Annotated in this window: 12 protein-coding genes; 6 read left to right on the plus strand and 6 right to left on the minus strand. The window is 59.3% G+C overall.

Translation table 11 applies throughout. The features are described 5' to 3' along the window. Positions 1-232 precede the first annotated feature (232 nt). Positions 233-1,777 (plus strand): Fic family protein, encoded by a 1,545-nt coding sequence (locus tag JFU37_RS30020; protein WP_201120783.1) that lies wholly within the window; start codon positions 233-235, stop codon positions 1,775-1,777. A 209-nt stretch (positions 1,778-1,986) separates the two neighbouring features. On the opposite strand, the gene JFU37_RS30025 is transcribed toward JFU37_RS30020, so the two are convergent. Together JFU37_RS30025 and JFU37_RS30030 are read right to left on the minus strand one after the other, a co-directional pair. Further along, positions 1,987-3,360 carry an ATP-binding protein gene (locus JFU37_RS30025; RefSeq protein WP_201120786.1) on the minus strand — a complete coding sequence of 458 codons (1,374 nt, stop codon included), beginning with the start codon at positions 3,358-3,360 and terminating at the stop codon, positions 1,987-1,989. Then, on the minus strand, positions 3,357-4,067 hold the full coding sequence (locus tag JFU37_RS30030; protein WP_201120789.1) for a response regulator: 711 nt from the start codon (positions 4,065-4,067) through the stop codon (positions 3,357-3,359). Before JFU37_RS30030 ends, JFU37_RS30025 begins: the two co-directional genes overlap by 4 nt. Positions 4,068-4,304: 237 nt before the next feature. On the opposite strand from JFU37_RS30030, the gene JFU37_RS30035 reads away from it, so the two are divergent. Continuing rightward, positions 4,305-4,574, plus strand: a complete 270-nt coding sequence (locus JFU37_RS30035; protein WP_201120791.1) for a hypothetical protein — start codon at positions 4,305-4,307, stop codon at positions 4,572-4,574. A gap of 109 nt (positions 4,575-4,683) precedes the next feature. Then, positions 4,684-5,358, plus strand: a complete 675-nt coding sequence (locus tag JFU37_RS30040; protein ID WP_201120792.1) for a DUF3313 domain-containing protein — start codon at positions 4,684-4,686, stop codon at positions 5,356-5,358. Between the two features lie 64 nt (positions 5,359-5,422). Here the strand turns inward: JFU37_RS30040 and JFU37_RS30045 are convergent, their stop codons facing one another. Continuing rightward, positions 5,423-6,745 (minus strand): DUF1329 domain-containing protein, encoded by a 1,323-nt coding sequence (locus tag JFU37_RS30045; protein WP_201120793.1) that lies wholly within the window; start codon positions 6,743-6,745, stop codon positions 5,423-5,425. A gap of 499 nt (positions 6,746-7,244) precedes the next feature. Here JFU37_RS30045 and mexE point away from each other — a divergent pair, with 499 nt between their 5' ends. Genes mexE through JFU37_RS30060 form a run of 3 tightly spaced genes read left to right on the plus strand, consistent with a single transcriptional unit; the run spans position 7,245 to position 13,112 of the window. Then, positions 7,245-8,498 (plus strand): multidrug efflux RND transporter periplasmic adaptor subunit MexE, encoded by a 1,254-nt coding sequence (mexE, locus tag JFU37_RS30050; RefSeq protein ID WP_201120794.1) that lies wholly within the window; start codon positions 7,245-7,247, stop codon positions 8,496-8,498. A 16-nt stretch (positions 8,499-8,514) separates the two neighbouring features. Continuing rightward, a complete protein-coding gene (locus tag JFU37_RS30055; protein ID WP_201120795.1) occupies positions 8,515-11,694 on the plus strand; it encodes an efflux RND transporter permease subunit in 3,180 nt (1,059 codons plus the stop codon). After that, positions 11,691-13,112 (plus strand): efflux transporter outer membrane subunit, encoded by a 1,422-nt coding sequence (locus tag JFU37_RS30060; RefSeq protein WP_201120796.1) that lies wholly within the window; start codon positions 11,691-11,693, stop codon positions 13,110-13,112. The genes JFU37_RS30055 and JFU37_RS30060 overlap by 4 nt, the downstream gene beginning before the upstream one ends. A gap of 209 nt (positions 13,113-13,321) precedes the next feature. Here JFU37_RS30060 and JFU37_RS30065 read toward each other — a convergent pair whose 3' ends face one another. Genes JFU37_RS30065 through JFU37_RS30075 form a run of 3 tightly spaced genes read right to left on the minus strand, consistent with a single transcriptional unit; the run spans position 13,322 to position 16,617 of the window. Beyond that, entirely contained in the window at positions 13,322-14,287 is a 966-nt protein-coding gene (locus JFU37_RS30065; RefSeq protein ID WP_201120797.1) for an HlyD family efflux transporter periplasmic adaptor subunit, read from the minus strand. Between the two features lie 4 nt (positions 14,288-14,291). Further along, positions 14,292-14,492 (minus strand): DUF1656 domain-containing protein, encoded by a 201-nt coding sequence (locus JFU37_RS30070; RefSeq protein ID WP_201120798.1) that lies wholly within the window; start codon positions 14,490-14,492, stop codon positions 14,292-14,294. Beyond that, positions 14,482-16,617: an FUSC family protein gene (locus tag JFU37_RS30075; RefSeq protein ID WP_201120800.1), complete on the minus strand. Its 2,136-nt coding sequence runs from the start codon at positions 16,615-16,617 to the stop codon at positions 14,482-14,484. The genes JFU37_RS30070 and JFU37_RS30075 overlap by 11 nt, the downstream gene beginning before the upstream one ends. Positions 16,618-16,805 lie beyond the last annotated feature (188 nt).

Raw genomic sequence — 16,805 nt, forward strand, 5'->3', positions numbered from 1 at the left:
CCCGTCCTGCTCGACAGTTGCAGACCCAGCACCCCACCATGGGCTTCCATGGCACTGGCTCCAGGACAAGTGTCCAACGGGGGTATCCCAGCCCTTATCGTTTTCGGCGAGAGTAGCTGAATCGTTATCAAATTTTAGTGAGCGTTAGCGTTTTCGCGTCCATCGAATTATTATTTTCGCGTACTATCCCCTTCTGGTTATCATTTTTTTGCTCTCGTTAGGGGATTCGACAATGCAAGTTGGCTTCAAGGCACTCGCCGATCGCTACGCTATCGCGCTTGCACAACCCCTACGTGTCGAATCGGTGATCGGTACGACACGGATGAGCCGCGAGAGCAACGGACATGTCGAGAACAAGTATCCCGCCAGCTACCAGCCGGTGGACAATTTCGCGGGGCATTTCGAGTTTGGGCTCAAGTACGAAGAAATTCACCTCGAGTTTTTCGCCCGTCTGTTTGCGGCTGCTGGCCCAGAGTCCATCGAAGCCTGGTGCCGGCAAGCGCCCTTTGGCCAATATGCGCGCCGCACCGGATTCCTTTACGAGTGGCTAACGGGACAGCATCTGGATGTGCCAGATGTGACCAATGGCGGCTATGTCGATGCCGTTTCATCGCAGCAGTACCTGACCCGCGTTGAGCCACTGCGAATACGGCGCTGGCGCATCAACGATAATCTGCCCGGCGTGCCGGAGTTCTGCCCCCTGATCCGCCGTACCGATTCCGTACAGCAAGCGCTGCAATTTGACCTGGATGCAGCACTGCGCGAGCTGAACCAAACCTTTGGCGCCGACATTCTGATGCGCACGGCCAGTTGGCTGACGTTCAAGGAGTCGCGTGCGAGCTTTCTGATCGAGAAAGAGGCAGACCAAGCCGACAGGATCCAGCGGTTTGCCCACGTGATCGCCAAGTACTGTGGCCATATCAAGGATCCGTTGAGCAACGATAGCCTGCACACGTTGCAAGCCGGTATTTTGGGTCATGAGTCCTTCGGACTGGGCCTGCGGCACTCGCCGGTCTTCGTAGGACAGGCGACCATGCGCGAGGACATCGTGCACTACATTGCACCGCAATTTGAGGTGCTAACGCAACTGCTCGATGGCCTGAAAGCATTCGAGCTGGCAACACGGGGCGCCGAGCCACTGGCCCGGGCAGCTGCAATCGCCTTCGCCTTTGTGTATATCCACCCCATGCGGGACGGCAATGGTCGGATCCATCGCTTCCTGATCAACGACACTCTGATCCGCGATAAGGCATTGCCTGATGGCGTGATCCTGCCGGTGTCGGCCACCATCACGAGTTCGATCGATTTCCGGGCGCGCTACGATCGTACGCTGGAGGTGTTTTCGCGGCCATTCATGCAACGCTACGCAGCGTCCTATCGGTTTGGCGAACTCGTCGTCTACGAGGACGGCACCTCGAGCAACCTGGTCTTCGATGACTATGACGACGCGCAATTTGCATGGCGCTATCCCGATTTGACCGAACACGTCCTGTACACGGCACAGGTCGTGGCGCATACGGTCCGTACCGAGATGGCCGATGAGGCCCGTGTGCTGGTCATTTTCCAGCGCGCCCAGGAGCGACTCAAAGAGGTGCTGGAAATGCCGGATCAGGACGCGAACCGCATCATTCGCTCTCTCAAGGAAAATGGCTGGCAGGTATCTGGCAAATTGAAGAAAGCGTATCCGCAACTGGACGACGCTCACCGGGCGGAACGTGTTGTGGAAGCCGTGCGCTCCGCATTCGAAGAACGAGAAGTGGGGAGCGGCGAAGAGTGATCTTCAAGCATTGTCGGACTTCCTCTTGGCACGATGACGATTGACACTGTTTTCGTATCGGCGAATGCCATCCGGTGTGTTTATTTTGGCTGGGATTTACGGTGATTGTGCCGGCCTCTTCGCGAGCAGGCTCGCTCCCACAGGGGAAGGCAGTCAATTGTGGGAGCGAGCCTGCTCGCGAAGGCCGCGACTCGATGATACCTGAATCATTAGTTATTCCGTTGCCCAACCGCCTCCCCCTTCAACACCGGCAACACCACCCTCACCTCCAATCCTCCAGTCTTGCGGGTGTTCAGGGTCAACGCCCCCCCTTGCTCCAAAACGATCGCTCTTGCCGCCGACAACCCCAACCCCACACCACCGGTGCTTTTATTGCGCGAGGTTTCCAGCCGGAAGAACGGTGCAAACACCTGCTCATGGTTTTCGACGGGGATCCCCGGCCCGCGATCAAGTACGAGAATGGTCACCTGCTCATCGTCCCCGCGCAGTTCGACGGCCGGGTCGCAGGCGTATTTGGTCGCGTTGTCCAGCAGGTTGGTGATGACGCGCTTGAGGCCCAGCGGGCGACCAAAGAAGACCAGGTGGGGGGGACCGCTGAAGGTGATGTCGATGGACTGGTCGCGGTAGTCGTCGATGAGGGTATGCAGCAGTTCTGCCAGGTCGAACGGCGTGGCCTGTTCCAGTCGGGCATCGTCGCGAAAGAATTCCAGGCTGGTGTTAATCATGGCCTGCATCTCGTCGACGTCGCGAAAAAGCCGTTGCTGTTGCTCGAGGTCTTCGATGAATTCGCCGCGCAGGCGCATGCGGGTCAGGGGGGTGCGCAGGTCGTGGGAGATGGCGGCGAGCATCTGGGTGCGGTCGTTGATGAAGTGTTGCAATTGAGCCTGCATGGCGTTGAACGCGAGGATTGCCTGGCGGATCTCCTGGGGGCCGACCGGTTCGATGGGCGGGGCGCGGAAGTCGACACCAAAACGTCGGGCACCTTGGGCGAATTGTTGCAAAGGCCTGGCCAGGCGGCGGGTGGCAATCAATGTGACGAGGCCGGTGGACAGCAGCACCAGTACGACCAAGATCAGGTCACGCTGCCACTGCCCCAGCCCCCAGCTGCGCGAAGAGAGGCTGAACATCAGCCAGGAACCATCCATCAGCTGCACCAGCAAGGTGTAGTGGCCGTTTTGCTGGGGCCATTCGCTGGGTTGATAGGCTTCAAGTCGGCGCTTAGGGGCGTTGAACAGGCGCTGCACCTGAGGTGTGGTGGTACGACTGATTGCGTCGGGGACCGTCGGCACCTCCAGCTCTTCACGGCTGGCGTGCCAGCTGATGTTCAAGTTGCTGTCACTGGCTGCGGCGGCCAGGTGTTCGCGCTGCTCGACGTGTGAAGCTTCGATCAGCTTGCTCAACAAGGAAACCTTCTCCAGCAACCCGGTCTCGGTCAGCGGCGGATACGCCCAGACGCCCGCTAGTTGGGTAAACAGTGCGTTGAAGCCCAGCGAAGTAAGCATGGCGACGATGGTCGTCAGAGCGATCCAGCGAGCTATCGTATCGCGCGCGCGCAGATGCCGGCCGGCCTTACTCCCCTTCATTGGCGGGTCACACTGGGCGTGAACAGGTAGCCGACGTTGCGCACAGTGCGAATCATCTCCACGCGCTTGCTGTCGAACGCCAACTTGCGTCGCAAGCGGCTGACCTGAACGTCGATGCTACGGTCGAATGCTTCATGGCTGCGACCTCGCGCCAGGTCCAGCAACCGTTCCCGGGTAAGGATGCGCTGCGAGTGTTCGACAAATACCAGCAATAAATCAAACTCCCCGGCCGACAACGGAATCATCACCTGATCCGGCGAGCGGAGCTCCCGTCGGGTAAGGTCCAGCTGCCAGTCGGCGAACTTGATCAGCGGACGCGGCATCTGCCCGGTCAACGGTCGGCTCTCCCCGGCTCGGCGCAACACCGCGCGCACCCGAGCCAACAGTTCACGAGCGTCGAAGGGTTTGCCGAGATAATCGTCGGCCCCCATTTCCAGCCCCACCACCCGATCACTCAGCTCGCTCATGGCGGTCAGCATGATCACCGGCGTGGTGTATTGCTGGCGCAGGCGCTGGCACAGCGTCAACCCGTTTTCCCCCGGCAGCATCAGGTCGAGAATGATCAGGTCCGGTGCCTGACGTTCCATGGCCGACCACAGTGAAGTGCCATCGGTGGCGACCTCCACCGAATAGCCGTGTTGCACAAAAAATTTCTTCAGCAGAGCAAGGACCTCAAGGTCATCGTCCACGATTAAAAGACTGCTCACCGGCGCGTATCACTTAAGTTCTGTAAGACCTCACATCTAAAACCATTCGATGCGATTCGTCATATATTTCAACTCGGTAACAAAGTGTCGGCACGGTAAAAAAACAGACATTCTCAAGCAAGGACCGAATGCCAACATTTGATTCCTTTCCAGCCAAGACTGTTTGCCATGCCTTCGCTCAAGCGCGCCCCTGCCCTCATCCGTCAAGCGACCCTTCCAGTGAAGAGGCCACAACCCATGTCGTCTGAATATCAGTCACTACTACTGGAGCAACAGGTCGCGAAACACGCCAACGCCGCCCTGCACGTTCGCGAAACCAGCCTGAAACTGTCGGACGACCGACGTGAAGTAATCCTCAGCCGCTATGTCGAGCATTACAGCCACGACGACGTGCAATGGGTGGAAAGCAGCCATCGGGTGTCGGTGACCGACATGCTGAACTGGCTGACCGCCCACGGCGAGCCGCAAACCCAGGTACAGGGTAACGATACATCGCGCACCGATTGATAAGGGAACAGCCGCGCACCTGCGGCACACCCTCTCCGCCCCTGAAGACACTTCGAACACGTTAGCCAAGGGGCCCAGTGAACAACCAAACGCAAAAAATGAGAAACAGATGAACAGGGTCAATAAACTTTTACTAAGCGTCGCATTGGGTAGCTTGATGCTGGGCGGTTGCACCTCGAGAATCACCCAGAAAGAGCAGTACTCCCACTTCTTGAGCGACTCCAACAACCTGCAAGAAGTCACCACCACCAGCGGCCAGAAGGCGTTGCGTTGGGTCGCCCCTTCGTGGAACCCGGACGCCTATGACACGGTCGCTTTCAAGCAATTTGAACTCTACCCGGCACCTCGGCCCGACGACAGGGTCGACCTCAAGACCCTTCAAGAGCTGCAGGCATACATGACCCGTAGCGCTAAAAACGTGCTGGGTCAGAAATACTCGATCGTATCGAACGCCCACTCTGCGCCAGCGGGTTCGCGCACGCTGATCATCCGCGCCGCCATCACCGGCGTAACGGCGTCGAACGAAGGCATGCACTGGTATGAAGTCGTCCCGGTCGCTGCCCTCGTCGGCAGCGTGAGTGCTGCCACGGGCCACCGCGACCAGGACACCGAGCTCTATATCGAAGCCGAACTGATCGATGCGAGGAACGGCCAAACGGTGGCTAAAGTGGTGCGTAAACTCTTCGGTGAAACCCTGAAAAATGCCAGCCAACCCATTACCACCAACGACTTCAAAGTGGCGATCAACACAGTAAACAGTGATTTACAGGCGTTTATCCGCTAACGCCAAACACCCCGCCCGGCCCTGGCTGGCGGGCGGAGTCCCAATGCCGCACGCCACCTTGTGCTTAGCGAATGCCGGAACCGGCCATGGAATCCGGCGACCACTGTGCCGTCGATAACGGTTCGATGTACTTGATGCCACCGTGAGGCCCTACCACACCATTGATGTTGTACGAGCCGAGCGCCAGATCGTATGTCATGAAAGGGGTCGCATCCGGCACCTTATGGTCGTAGCTTTGGCTAAGGAAGGCGAAGGAGCCACGGTAAAGCTGACCACTCGCGCCGTACTGATCGGAGGCCAGAGCGGCCCAACTGTCTTCATCCAGGTAGAAGCGGCGTTTCTGATAGATGTGCTGCGCGCCGGGCTTGAGGTTGCCCTCCACGACCCAGACGCGGTGTTTCTCCCAGCGTACGAAATCAGGGGCGAGGTAATTGGGGGTGGTCAACGACTTGGGATCCTGCGCGTAGGTCAACTTGTAGGTGTTGTAGGGCACGATCATTTCTTGCTTGCCGATCAGCGTCCAGTCGTAAAGTTCCAGTGCGCGAGCGGTACCAGGGTTAGGCGTGTCGTAGGCCAGGATCGATATCAGTTTGACGCGACGCTGGCCAGGCATGTACTGCCAGGCACGACCCGGCTGCTGCGCAGGATTGGCGGCGTCTTTAAGCATGATCGACTCGCCGGCCCGGCGCGCAGGGCCGGTGTAGGACAACTTCATCTGATAGTAGATGTCGGTGCTGTTGATGAGCTTGGACATGTTTTCGTAAATCGGGAAAGAGATGAGCGCCTGGCCGGTGACCGTCAGGCTCGGCACGCCAGCCGAGTCGACATTCCAGGAGTCATACTTGGAGGTGATGGTGACTCCCTGGTAGCGCAGCAAGAAATTCCACATCGCCTCGGCACCCGATTGTGGAATCGGGAACGGTACACCGGGCAGTACGTTGTCGATGGCCAACCCGCCCTTGAGGGACTTGGCGCCGGTGGCATTTTTCAGGCTGTTGTCCAGCACCGCCTGTGGCAGGGCTGCGGTGCGGTGGGTCGGATACACGTCGATGCGGTAGCCGGGAAAACGCTTGGCCAACTCCGCAGTAGTGGCCGTGAGCATGCCCTTGTACTGGTCGAGGTTCTTGCCATTGATCACCAACAGCGGTTTTTCGCCGGCATAGGGGTCCGGGCGCATGTTATCGCCCACCTTGAAACCGGCAGGCGCGGTGCTCAGACCACCGTTATAGGCCGGAATGGTGCCATCGGCATTACCGGCCTTTTCGGCACCCACCAGGGTCAGGCTGACACCCAGCTTGGCGGCTTCGTGACTCGGAACGGACGCCTGAGCATCGATGGCCAGCGCCATGATGAGCGAAGCAGCCAGTACATTTTTCACGAATATCATCTTGTTATTCTCCTGCTTAGCGAACTAAGCAACTCGTGAATCAGGTGTTGCAGTCGGGCGTGTCGGTTTCAAGCGCCAGCGACTTTTTATTGTGCTGACATTAAAGAGTCACCCGATCGGCGGGCGCTTCGCATTTAACGACATCGACTTCGCTATTGATGACAGGTTTGAATTTATCCGGGTCTGCAGTGAGATCTGTATTAAAGCGCCTGGCCCTATCGCGAGCAGGCTCGCTCCCACATTTGGAAAGCGTTCTCCTGTGGGAGCGAGCCTGCTCGCGATGGCCGCGACTCGATCCGGGGTCTTATTTTTGCACCCCCGGCAACACAGAATTGTCATCAATCAAGTTGATCGCTTTCCAACCGAAGGCGCATGCTAGAGGGCTCGCCTTGCGGTTATATCATTCCGAATGATAGTTACCTTTGCTTCATTCGATTCGTGAGATACCCCTCCCGCCGAGCATCATCCGTCCATTCTCAATACATTGGCGGATGCATCCATGGAACAGTCACTCAAACATTTGCGCTTCCCGTTGGCCTTATTGGCCGTACTGGTGATGAGCGCTTGCGGCAAGACTCCGGAAACTGCCGCCACCCTCCCCGCAGCCAAGGTCAGCGTGGCCAAGGTATTGGAACAACCGGTTAACGAGTGGGACGAATTCACCGGGCGCCTTGAAGCCCCGGAAACCGTAGAAATCCGGCCACGGGTCTCCGGCCAGATCGATGAAGTTGCCTTCACCGAAGGCGCACTGGTCAAGAAAGGTGACTTGCTGTTCCAGATCGACCCGCGCCCGTTCCAGGCCGAAGTCCGCCGCCTTGAAGCACTGGTCGCTCAGGGCCGCGCCAATGCCACTCGCAGCGAAAACGAAGCCCAGCGTGGTGAGCGTCTGCGTACCAGCAACGCGATCTCCGCCGAGCTGGCCGATTCGCGCACCAGCGCTGCTCAAGAAGCCCGCGCCGCTGTTGGCGCCCTCCAGGCGCAACTGGACCTGGCGAAACTGAACCTGAGCTTCACCCGTGTTACCGCGCCGATCAGTGGGCGCGTCAGCCGTGCGGAAATCACCGCCGGCAACCTGGTGACCGCCGACACCACCGCGCTGACCAGTGTGGTCTCCACTGACAAGGTCTACGCCTACTTCGACGCTGACGAACGTGTGTTCCTCAAGTACACCGAGCTCGCTCGCCAGGGCAAACGCGGTGCTACTACCCCGGTTTACCTCGGCCTGTCCAATGAAGACGGCAACCCGCACCAGGGCGTAATGAACTTTGTCGACAACCAGGTCAACCCGAAAACCGGCACCATCCGTGGTCGCGCCGTGTTCGACAACACCGACGGCACTTACACCCCTGGCCTGTATGCACGCCTGAAACTGGTTGGCAGCGGCACCTACTCCGCGGTGTTGATCAACGACGAAGCGGTCGGGACCGATCTGGGCAAGAAGTTTGTGCTGGTGATGGATGCCGACAACAAAACGGCGTACCGCGCGGTTGAACTGGGTCCGAAGATCGAAGGTTTGCGCATCGTGCGCAGCGGCCTGAACAAGGATGACACCGTCATCGTCAAGGGCCTGCAACGGGTTCGTCCTGGTTCGCCGGTCACCCCTGAAGTGATCCCGATGGCCAGCGAGCAAACCCTCGCGGCACTCGCCCAACAACGACAAGCGCTGGAAGCCAGCAACCTGCCCCAAGTCGCGCCAGCCAAGGTCGCGCCGGGGTCGGTTGTGAAACTGGCTGCTGCGACTCCACGCGGTTAAGGGAGCAACAACTGCGATGAATTTTTCCCAATTCTTTATTTCACGGCCGATCTTTGCAGCGGTGCTGTCGCTGCTGATCCTGATTGCCGGCGCCATCTCGCTGTTCCAGTTGCCGATCAGCGAATACCCGGAAGTCGTGCCGCCGACCGTTGTGGTCCGCGCCAACTTCCCGGGTGCCAACCCTAAAGTCATCGGTGAAACCGTCGCCGCCCCGCTGGAGCAAGCCATCACCGGCGTCGAGAACATGCTGTACATGTCCTCGCAGTCCACCGCTGACGGCAAGATCACTCTGACCATCACTTTCGCGCTGGGCACTGACCTGGATAACGCACAGGTGCAGGTACAGAACCGTGTGACCCGGACCGAGCCGAAACTTCCAGAAGAAGTGACGCGCATCGGTATCACCGTGGACAAGGCGTCGCCCGACTTGACCATGGTGGTGCACTTGACCTCGCCGGACAAACGTTACGACATGCTTTACCTGTCCAACTACGCCTTGCTCAACATCAAGGATGAGCTGGCACGTTTGGGCGGTGTCGGTGATGTGCAGCTGTTCGGTATGGGCGACTACTCGCTGCGGGTCTGGCTTGATCCGAACAAGACCGCTTCGCGCAATTTGACTGCGACCGATGTGGTCACCGCGATCCGTGAGCAGAACCGTCAAGTGGCGGCCGGTGCGTTGGGTGCGCCTCCCGCGCCGAATGCCACCGCGTTCCAACTGTCGGTCAACACCCAAGGTCGTCTGGTTTCCGAGGAAGAGTTCGAGAACATCATCATTCGCTCCGGCGACAACGGTGAAATCACGCGCCTGAAAGACATCGCTCGGGTTGAACTGGGTTCCAGCCAATACGCCCTGCGCTCCTTGCTGAATAACCAGCCGGCGGTGGCCATCCCGATCTTCCAGCGCCCGGGCTCGAACGCTATCGAGATCTCCAACGAAGTGCGCTCGAAAATGGCCGAGCTGAAGAAAAGCTTCCCGGAAGGCATGGACTTCAGCATCGTCTATGACCCGACGATCTTCGTGCGCGGTTCCATCGAAGCGGTGGTTCATACCCTCTTCGAAGCACTGATCCTCGTAGTACTGGTGGTGATTCTGTTCCTGCAAACCTGGCGCGCTTCGATCATTCCGTTAGTGGCGGTGCCGGTTTCGTTGATCGGTACGTTTGCGGTGATGCACCTGTTCGGCTTCTCGCTGAACGCGCTGTCACTGTTCGGATTGGTACTGGCCATCGGTATCGTGGTGGACGACGCCATCGTGGTGGTGGAGAACGTCGAGCGAAACATCGGGCTGGGGCTGAACCCGGTCGACGCGACCAAACGGGCCATGCGTGAAGTGACCGGCCCGATCATCGCGACAGCGCTGGTGCTGTGTGCGGTGTTTATCCCGGCGGCTTTTATCTCGGGATTGACCGGACAATTCTATAAGCAGTTCGCCTTGACCATTGCGATCTCGACAGTGATCTCGGCCTTCAACTCGCTGACGCTGTCGCCTGCATTGGCGGCGGTGTTGCTCAAAAGTCATGACGCGCCGAAAGACCGTTTCTCCAAGGTCCTCGACAAGATCTTTGGCGGCTGGCTGTTTCGTCCATTCAACCGCTTCTTTGACAAAGCCAGCCACGGTTATGTCGGCACTGTAGGCCGGGTTATCCGCAGCAGCGGCATCGCCCTGCTGCTGTACGCAGGCCTGATGGTGCTGACGTTCTTCGGTTTCGCCAACACCCCGACCGGTTTCGTCCCTGGCCAGGACAAGCAATACCTGGTGGCCTTCGCGCAACTGCCGGACGCCTCGAGCCTGGACCGTACTGAAGACGTGATTAAACGCATGTCGGACCTGGCCCTGAAACAGCCCGGCGTGGAAAGTGCGGTGGCCTTCCCGGGCCTGTCGATCAACGGCTTCACCAACAGTCCTAACGCGGGCATCGTGTTCGTGACCCTGAAACCGTTTGATGAGCGCAAAGACCCGAGCATGTCCGCCGGTGCCATTGCCGGTGCGTTGAACGGCAAGTTCGCCGGGATTCAAGAAGCTTACATGGCGATCTTCCCGCCGCCGCCGGTACAAGGCCTGGGCACCATCGGTGGTTTCCGCCTGCAGATCGAAGACCGGGGCAACCTGGGCTACGACGAACTGTACAAAGAAACCATGAACATCATTACCAAGAGCCACAACGTACCGGAACTGGCGGCCCTGTTCACCAGCTACACCGTGAACGTGCCACAGGTCGATGCCGCTATCGACCGTGAAAAAGCCAAGACCCACGGCGTGGCCGTCAGCGACATCTTCGACACCTTGCAGATCTATCTGGGTTCGCTGTATGCCAACGACTTCAACCGCTTCGGTCGTACCTACCAGGTCAACGTTCAGGCCGAGCAGCAGTTCCGTCTCGAGCCGGACCAGATCGGCCAGCTGAAAGTACGTAACAACAAAGGCGAGATGATCCCGCTGGCGACCTTCATCAAGGTCAGCGACACCTCGGGCCCGGACCGCGTGATGCACTACAACGGCTTCATCACCGCTGAAATCAACGGTGCGGCGGCCCCCGGCTACAGCTCCGGCCAGGCCCAGAAAGCCATCGAGAAACTGCTCAAGGACGAACTGCCAAACGGGATGACCTACGAGTGGACCGACCTGACCTACCAGCAGATTCTGTCCGGCAACACTGCGCTGTTCGTGTTCCCGCTCTGTGTCTTGCTGGCTTTCCTGGTACTCGCGGCTCAATACGAAAGCTGGAGCCTGCCACTGGCGGTGATCCTGATCGTACCGATGACTCTGCTGTCAGCCATTACCGGTGTGATTGCGTCGGGTGGTGACAACAACATCTTCACCCAGATCGGTCTGATCGTACTGGTGGGGCTTGCCTGTAAGAACGCGATTCTGATCGTCGAGTTTGCCAAGGATAAACAGCAAGAAGGCATGAACCCGCTGGCGGCGGTGCTTGAAGCGTGCCGCCTGCGTCTGCGGCCGATCCTGATGACCTCCTTCGCGTTCATCATGGGGGTTGTGCCCCTGGTGTTCTCCAGCGGAGCCGGTGCCGAAATGCGTCACGCCATGGGTGTGGCGGTGTTCTCGGGGATGCTCGGGGTGACCTTCTTCGGTCTGTTGCTGACGCCAGTGTTCTACGTATTGATTCGCAACTTTGTGGAGCGCGGTGAAGCGCGCAAAGCGGCCAAGGCCCTGAAACTGGAGTCGCATCAATGAGCTTGAAAGCCTTCCTGCCGAGCCTGCTGGTACTGGCCCTGAGTGCCTGTGCCGTCGGCCCGGACTACAAGACGCCCGCCACTGAGCCGGCCAACATCACGACGGCCACCGATGGCGCCGCCGGTCAGAAGAACTTTGACCGCTCGCGTTTCGAAGGCATTTGGTGGCAGCAGTTCGAAGACCCGACGCTCAACCAGTTGGTGACTCAATCGCTGAAAGGTAACCGTGACCTACGCGTGGCGTTTGCCCGCTGGAAAGCGGCCCGGGCGATTCGCGATGACATCAGCAATGACGCCATGCCGACCATCACCAGCCGTGCCAGCAGCGATCTGGCCAAGGGTCAGATTCCTGGCACCACCACCAAACGGGTCAACAGCGAACGCTATGACCTGGGTCTGGACATGGCGTGGGAAATCGATCTGTTTGGCCGTATCCAGCGCAATCTGGAATCGGCCAACGCCGAACAGCAGGCCATCGAAGCCGATCTGTACCAACTGCAAGTCACCATGATTGCCGAGTTGGTGGACTCCTACGGCCAACTGCGCGGCGCGCAACTGCGGGAAAAAATTGCGCTGGCCAACCTGAAAAACCAGCAGGAATCGCGCAAGATCACCGAAAGCCTGCGTGATGCCGGCGTCGGCGATCAGCTCGATGTGGAACGCGCAGATGCACGCCTGGCGTCCGTCGAAGCCAGCGTGCCGCAACTGCAGGCTGAACAGGTTCGGCAGAAAAACCGCATCGCCACCCTGCTGGGTGAACGTCCGGACAAACTGACCGTCGACCTGAGTCCGAAGGACTTGCCGGCGATTGCCAAGGCGCTGCCCATTGGTGATCCGGGCCAACTGCTGCAACGTCGCCCGGATATCCTCAGCGCCGAGCGCAAACTGGCCTCCTCCACCGCCCGTATTGGTGTGGCCACGGCTGATTTGTTCCCTCGGGTCAGCCTCAGCGGCTTCCTTGGCTTCACCGCCGGACGCGGCTCGCAAATCGGTTCCTCGGCCGCTAACGCCTGGGCACTCGGCCCAAGCATCACCTGGGCCGCGTTCGACCTGGGCAGTGTGCGCGCTCGCATACGCGGTGCCGATGCGGATGCCGAAGGCGCCCTGGCAACCTACGAACAGCAAGTGCTGTTGGCGCTGGAAGAATCAGAAAATGCTTTCAGCGATTACGGCAAACGTCAGCAACGTCTGATTTCGCTGATTCGTCAGAGCGAATCCAGTCGCGCCGCAGCCGACCTGGCCGAAATTCGCTACCGCGAAGGCACCGTGGACTTCCTCGTCTTGCTCGACGCACAACGCGAGCGTCTGGCGGCCGAAGACACCCAGGCCCAGGCTGAAGTCGATCTTTATCGCGGTATTGTCGCGATTTACAAAGCCCTTGGCGGTGGCTGGCAACCAGAGACTGTCGCCAGTAAGTAACCTGTTATAGCGCTCCGTTGGTTGGCCGCAACCGACCATTTTTTTAGCCCTGTGCCTCATTCGGTCGCGGGGCTTTTTTTTGCCTGATGACAACACCTGCCCCCTGTAGGAGCGAGCTTGCTCGCGAAGGACTTGAGAGCAACGCGCTTTTTCAGGAAGAGCGCGTTATCGTTATCGTCCTTCGCGAGCAAGCTCGCTCCTACAGGGGGTCATGGCGTGGATGAGGGCTCTCGTGTTTCCAGGACGGTAACCGTGGCCGTGGTGCCCGCACGCAGTCGGTTTTTGGCGGCGTAATCGGCGTCGATCTGTATTCGCACCGGCACCCGCTGCGCGAGTTTGACCCAGGTGTAGCTGGGGTTGATGGTGGCCAACAAGCGACCACCCGGCAGGTTTTCCCGGTCGGCAATGGCGAAGGCAATGCTTTGCACGGTGCCGCCGAAGGTCTCGCCGCTCATCAATTCGATTTTGACGCGATCGCCCTCCGCGATTCGTGGCAACTTGGTTTCTTCAAAGTAGCCACTGACGTAAAACGAATCGCTGTCCACCAACGCCAACAGCGCGCCACCGGCGGCGGCATAGTCGCCCTGACGGGTCAGCAGGTTGGTGACATAACCACTGACAGGTGCCTGGACCCGGGTGCGTTGCAAGTCGAGTTCAGCCTGGGTCAATGCGGCGATTGCCAGTTGCACGTTGGCCTGAGCCAAGCCCAGGTTGGCCTGATTACGCAGCAACTCAGCCTGCGCCACTGCCACGTCCGTGCTGGATTTTTCCCACTCCTCGCCAGCGATCGCGGCGCGTTCCTTGAGGGTACGACGTCGGCGCTCTTCGCTTTGACGCTGCCGGAGCAACGCTTCACTGGCGACAATCGTCGCTTCGGACTGTCCGAGGGAGGCTTTCGCCACTTCTACCGAACGCTTGGCATGTTCCACCGCCAGGGTGTAGCGCGCGGGGTCGATCTCCAGCAGCAACTGGCCCTTGTCCACATGCTGGTTGTCCTGGACATTCAGGCTGACGATGCGCCCCGAGACATCGGCGGACAGGGTCACCACGTCGGCGCGCACCCGCGCATCCCGGGTCCAGGGATCGCGGGTGTAATGGTCCCAGGCAAACCAGCCGAGGACAAAGGCCAGCAACACCACCGCCACCGTCACGAGGCGGGGAAGGATCTTCTTCAAAGCATCAAGCTCCCATCACCAGAATCAGCGTCGCGCAAACGCAGGCGTACAACGCGCCTTCGAACAAGGCTTCGTGCCAGACGAACCGCAGCACGCCCAAGCGGCGCAGGATCCAGTCCAACAGCAGGAAAATCGGTAAGGCCAGCAGCAACGCCTGGCCGATTGGCGGTACGTAAACGCCCCCCACTTCCAGATCAATGAGCAAGGGTCGGCACTCCTTCCAGGTCTGCGGGTTGAAAGTGATCGCGGTAGCGCTGCAGAAATGACACCACAATCAGCAGCGCCACACGCATCCTGAATACCGACCACAAGTGTTCATGAACATCGAGATGCAAGTCGTCCATTTCATCGCCCAGGACACGCAAGTGTCCGAGCAGTTGCTCAAGGTCAATTCCGGGGCGCCCGGCGACCAATCGTCCTGTCTCACGGACTGCCGCCAGCAAACGGCTTTGTTGCTCGGTACTGAGCAACGTATTGCTTTGCCCCTGTTGCCGGAGTTGGTTCAACGCCACCCCCAGTGCCATGCACCCGAGGCTGACTTCGAACAGCTCGCTGGATGGCTTGTCGTTGGTGGCCGGCAATAATCCCAACATCATGGTCAAGCGATCGACCAGGCGACTTTCAAACGCAAATTGCTGCTCATCGGTGGCCGGTGTCTTCAACAAAGCGTAGACCTGCTCGCAGTTCTCATTGAACAGACGGCGCATCCGCAATACGGGCCGGAACGGAAATATCAAGGCGTAGACACTCAGTGCCAACGCGGCAGCGCAGATATACGCAGCGGCAAACTCGAACCACTGAATGGCAGTGTTTTGGCCGGCGCCTACGTTTTGCGGGCCCAGTAACAGCATCGTCGTCAGTCCAAGTCCAATACCTGTGCCCGTGGTTGGCGGACTGGACAGCCCCACCGCGACGGCATACAGCAAGGGGGCGAACAACAAGGCGAGCCACTCGAACTCACTGATCATGGGTATCAGCATGAACAGGTACAACGCCGACACCACCAAGGCCAGCGCCAGCCCCCTGGCAAAGCTTTGGCTGGCCAGCAACGGTCGCGGAAAAGTCGCCATCAGCGAACAGAGAATCCCCACCACAATCATCCCGCCACGCGCCCCGTCCCAACCGGTCTCGATCCAGATCAGGCCAGCCACCACTAATGCGGTAAATGCCCGGATTGCGTTCATTGCCGCCAAGGTGAAATCCAGATGCAAAGGATTGTCCTGGCCGCGAAACACGGAGCTCGCTGCGCGCTCCTCCTGAATAGCGTCGCTCAACTCGAGAATCTGCCCCAGTTGCTCCAGCATCCGCGCTTGCTCCCAGCGCAGTGCCCAGGCCAGGGAACGCAACGTGGCAGGCATCGTCTCGGTCAGTTGTTCTGCCTTATAGGCCTGGTCATCGAATCGCTGTTGCAGCGCCCCGAAATGTTGGCGAGCTTCGGCTGATAATGAGCGTCCCTGCCGGGCCAATTCATCGAGAAAAGACAGCTCTTCGGCGCGCAACAGCTGTATTTCTTCCGGCAACGCGCCTTTCCAGCGCTCGGCAAGCAGCTCCCGCTGGTGGCGCAAAGCCGTCAGCCGCGAGGTCAGTAGCACCAGCTGATTACCCAACAACTGCACCAGCCCATTGGCGCTGCGCAAACGTGGCGCATCGAAATACAAATGCCGACGCACACCCTCCAGGGCGCTGATCGCGCCTAACAGCTGCATTTGCCGCCGGTGGAAATCAGCCTCGCTTTCTTCGGTTCGAATAACAGCGGCCGCGTGGGTCGCGAGCAGCTTGATCACTTGATCGATCTTGGCGAAGTAATCCCGGGCAACGCTCTCCGGCCGAGCGGTTAGAAGGCTTACAACACACACGCAGGCCACCGCCAGGAGCGTTTCGGTCACACGGGTTACGGCCAGCAAAAACGTGCCGTCCTGATCAGGCACCGCCAGCAGCGCCACGACCACCGCCGTGTAGCCACTCAGCACAAACGCCTGGGAACTGGTGTAACGCAACAACGTACCCCCGGCGGTACACAGCGCCAACCACAAGGCCAGGGTGAGGATAAAAGGCAGCGGCGCCTGGGGGAAAATCGCCATGATCAACACGGCAACCACCGCACCCAACGTGGTGCCGATGACCTGGCCGAAGCTTCGTGCCAGGGCCATGCCACCCAAGGGCTGGCTGACGATGACCACCGCCATGATCGACCACTTGGGCTGGTCGAGGTCGAACAGGAAGGCCAGATACAGCGTCAACAGCCCAGCCGCGATGGTTCTCAAGGCAAACAACAACACACCCGGTCCGGGGTTGAGTATTGCCTTGAAGTATTGAAGCAGCGGTTGCATGGGAACGCTCGTCAGGTCATCTCAAGCAAGCGTAGTCACTCCCTCGGTGCCCTGACAGGTTTCACTGTCGACGCAACAGGTAGGCAAAAGCGCCGATGGGTCAGACGTTTCCGATAGATGCGCTCGATCAATCCTTCAGCCATAGCGATTGGACAGACCCTCGCCCTACCCCTACGCTGGGATTGCTG

It is taken from the genome of Pseudomonas sp. TH41 (genome assembly GCF_016650695.1).
Classification (GTDB): Bacteria; Pseudomonadota; Gammaproteobacteria; order Pseudomonadales; family Pseudomonadaceae; genus Aquipseudomonas.

Excerpts from the sequence above, each read along its gene's own strand:
- JFU37_RS30020 (WP_201120783.1), top strand. The coding sequence starts at position 233 with ATGCAAGTTGGCTTCAAGGCACTCGCCGATCGCTACGCTATCGCGCTT.
- JFU37_RS30025 (WP_201120786.1), bottom strand. The coding sequence starts at position 3,360 with ATGAAGGGGAGTAAGGCCGGCCGGCATCTGCGCGCGCGCGATACGATA.
- JFU37_RS30035 (WP_201120791.1), top strand. The coding sequence starts at position 4,305 with ATGTCGTCTGAATATCAGTCACTACTACTGGAGCAACAGGTCGCGAAA.
- JFU37_RS30040 (WP_201120792.1), top strand. The coding sequence starts at position 4,684 with ATGAACAGGGTCAATAAACTTTTACTAAGCGTCGCATTGGGTAGCTTG.
- JFU37_RS30045 (WP_201120793.1), bottom strand. The coding sequence starts at position 6,745 with ATGATATTCGTGAAAAATGTACTGGCTGCTTCGCTCATCATGGCGCTG.
- mexE (WP_201120794.1), top strand. The coding sequence starts at position 7,245 with ATGGAACAGTCACTCAAACATTTGCGCTTCCCGTTGGCCTTATTGGCC.
- JFU37_RS30055 (WP_201120795.1), top strand. The coding sequence starts at position 8,515 with ATGAATTTTTCCCAATTCTTTATTTCACGGCCGATCTTTGCAGCGGTG.
- JFU37_RS30060 (WP_201120796.1), top strand. The coding sequence starts at position 11,691 with ATGAGCTTGAAAGCCTTCCTGCCGAGCCTGCTGGTACTGGCCCTGAGT.
- JFU37_RS30075 (WP_201120800.1), bottom strand. The coding sequence starts at position 16,617 with ATGCAACCGCTGCTTCAATACTTCAAGGCAATACTCAACCCCGGACCG.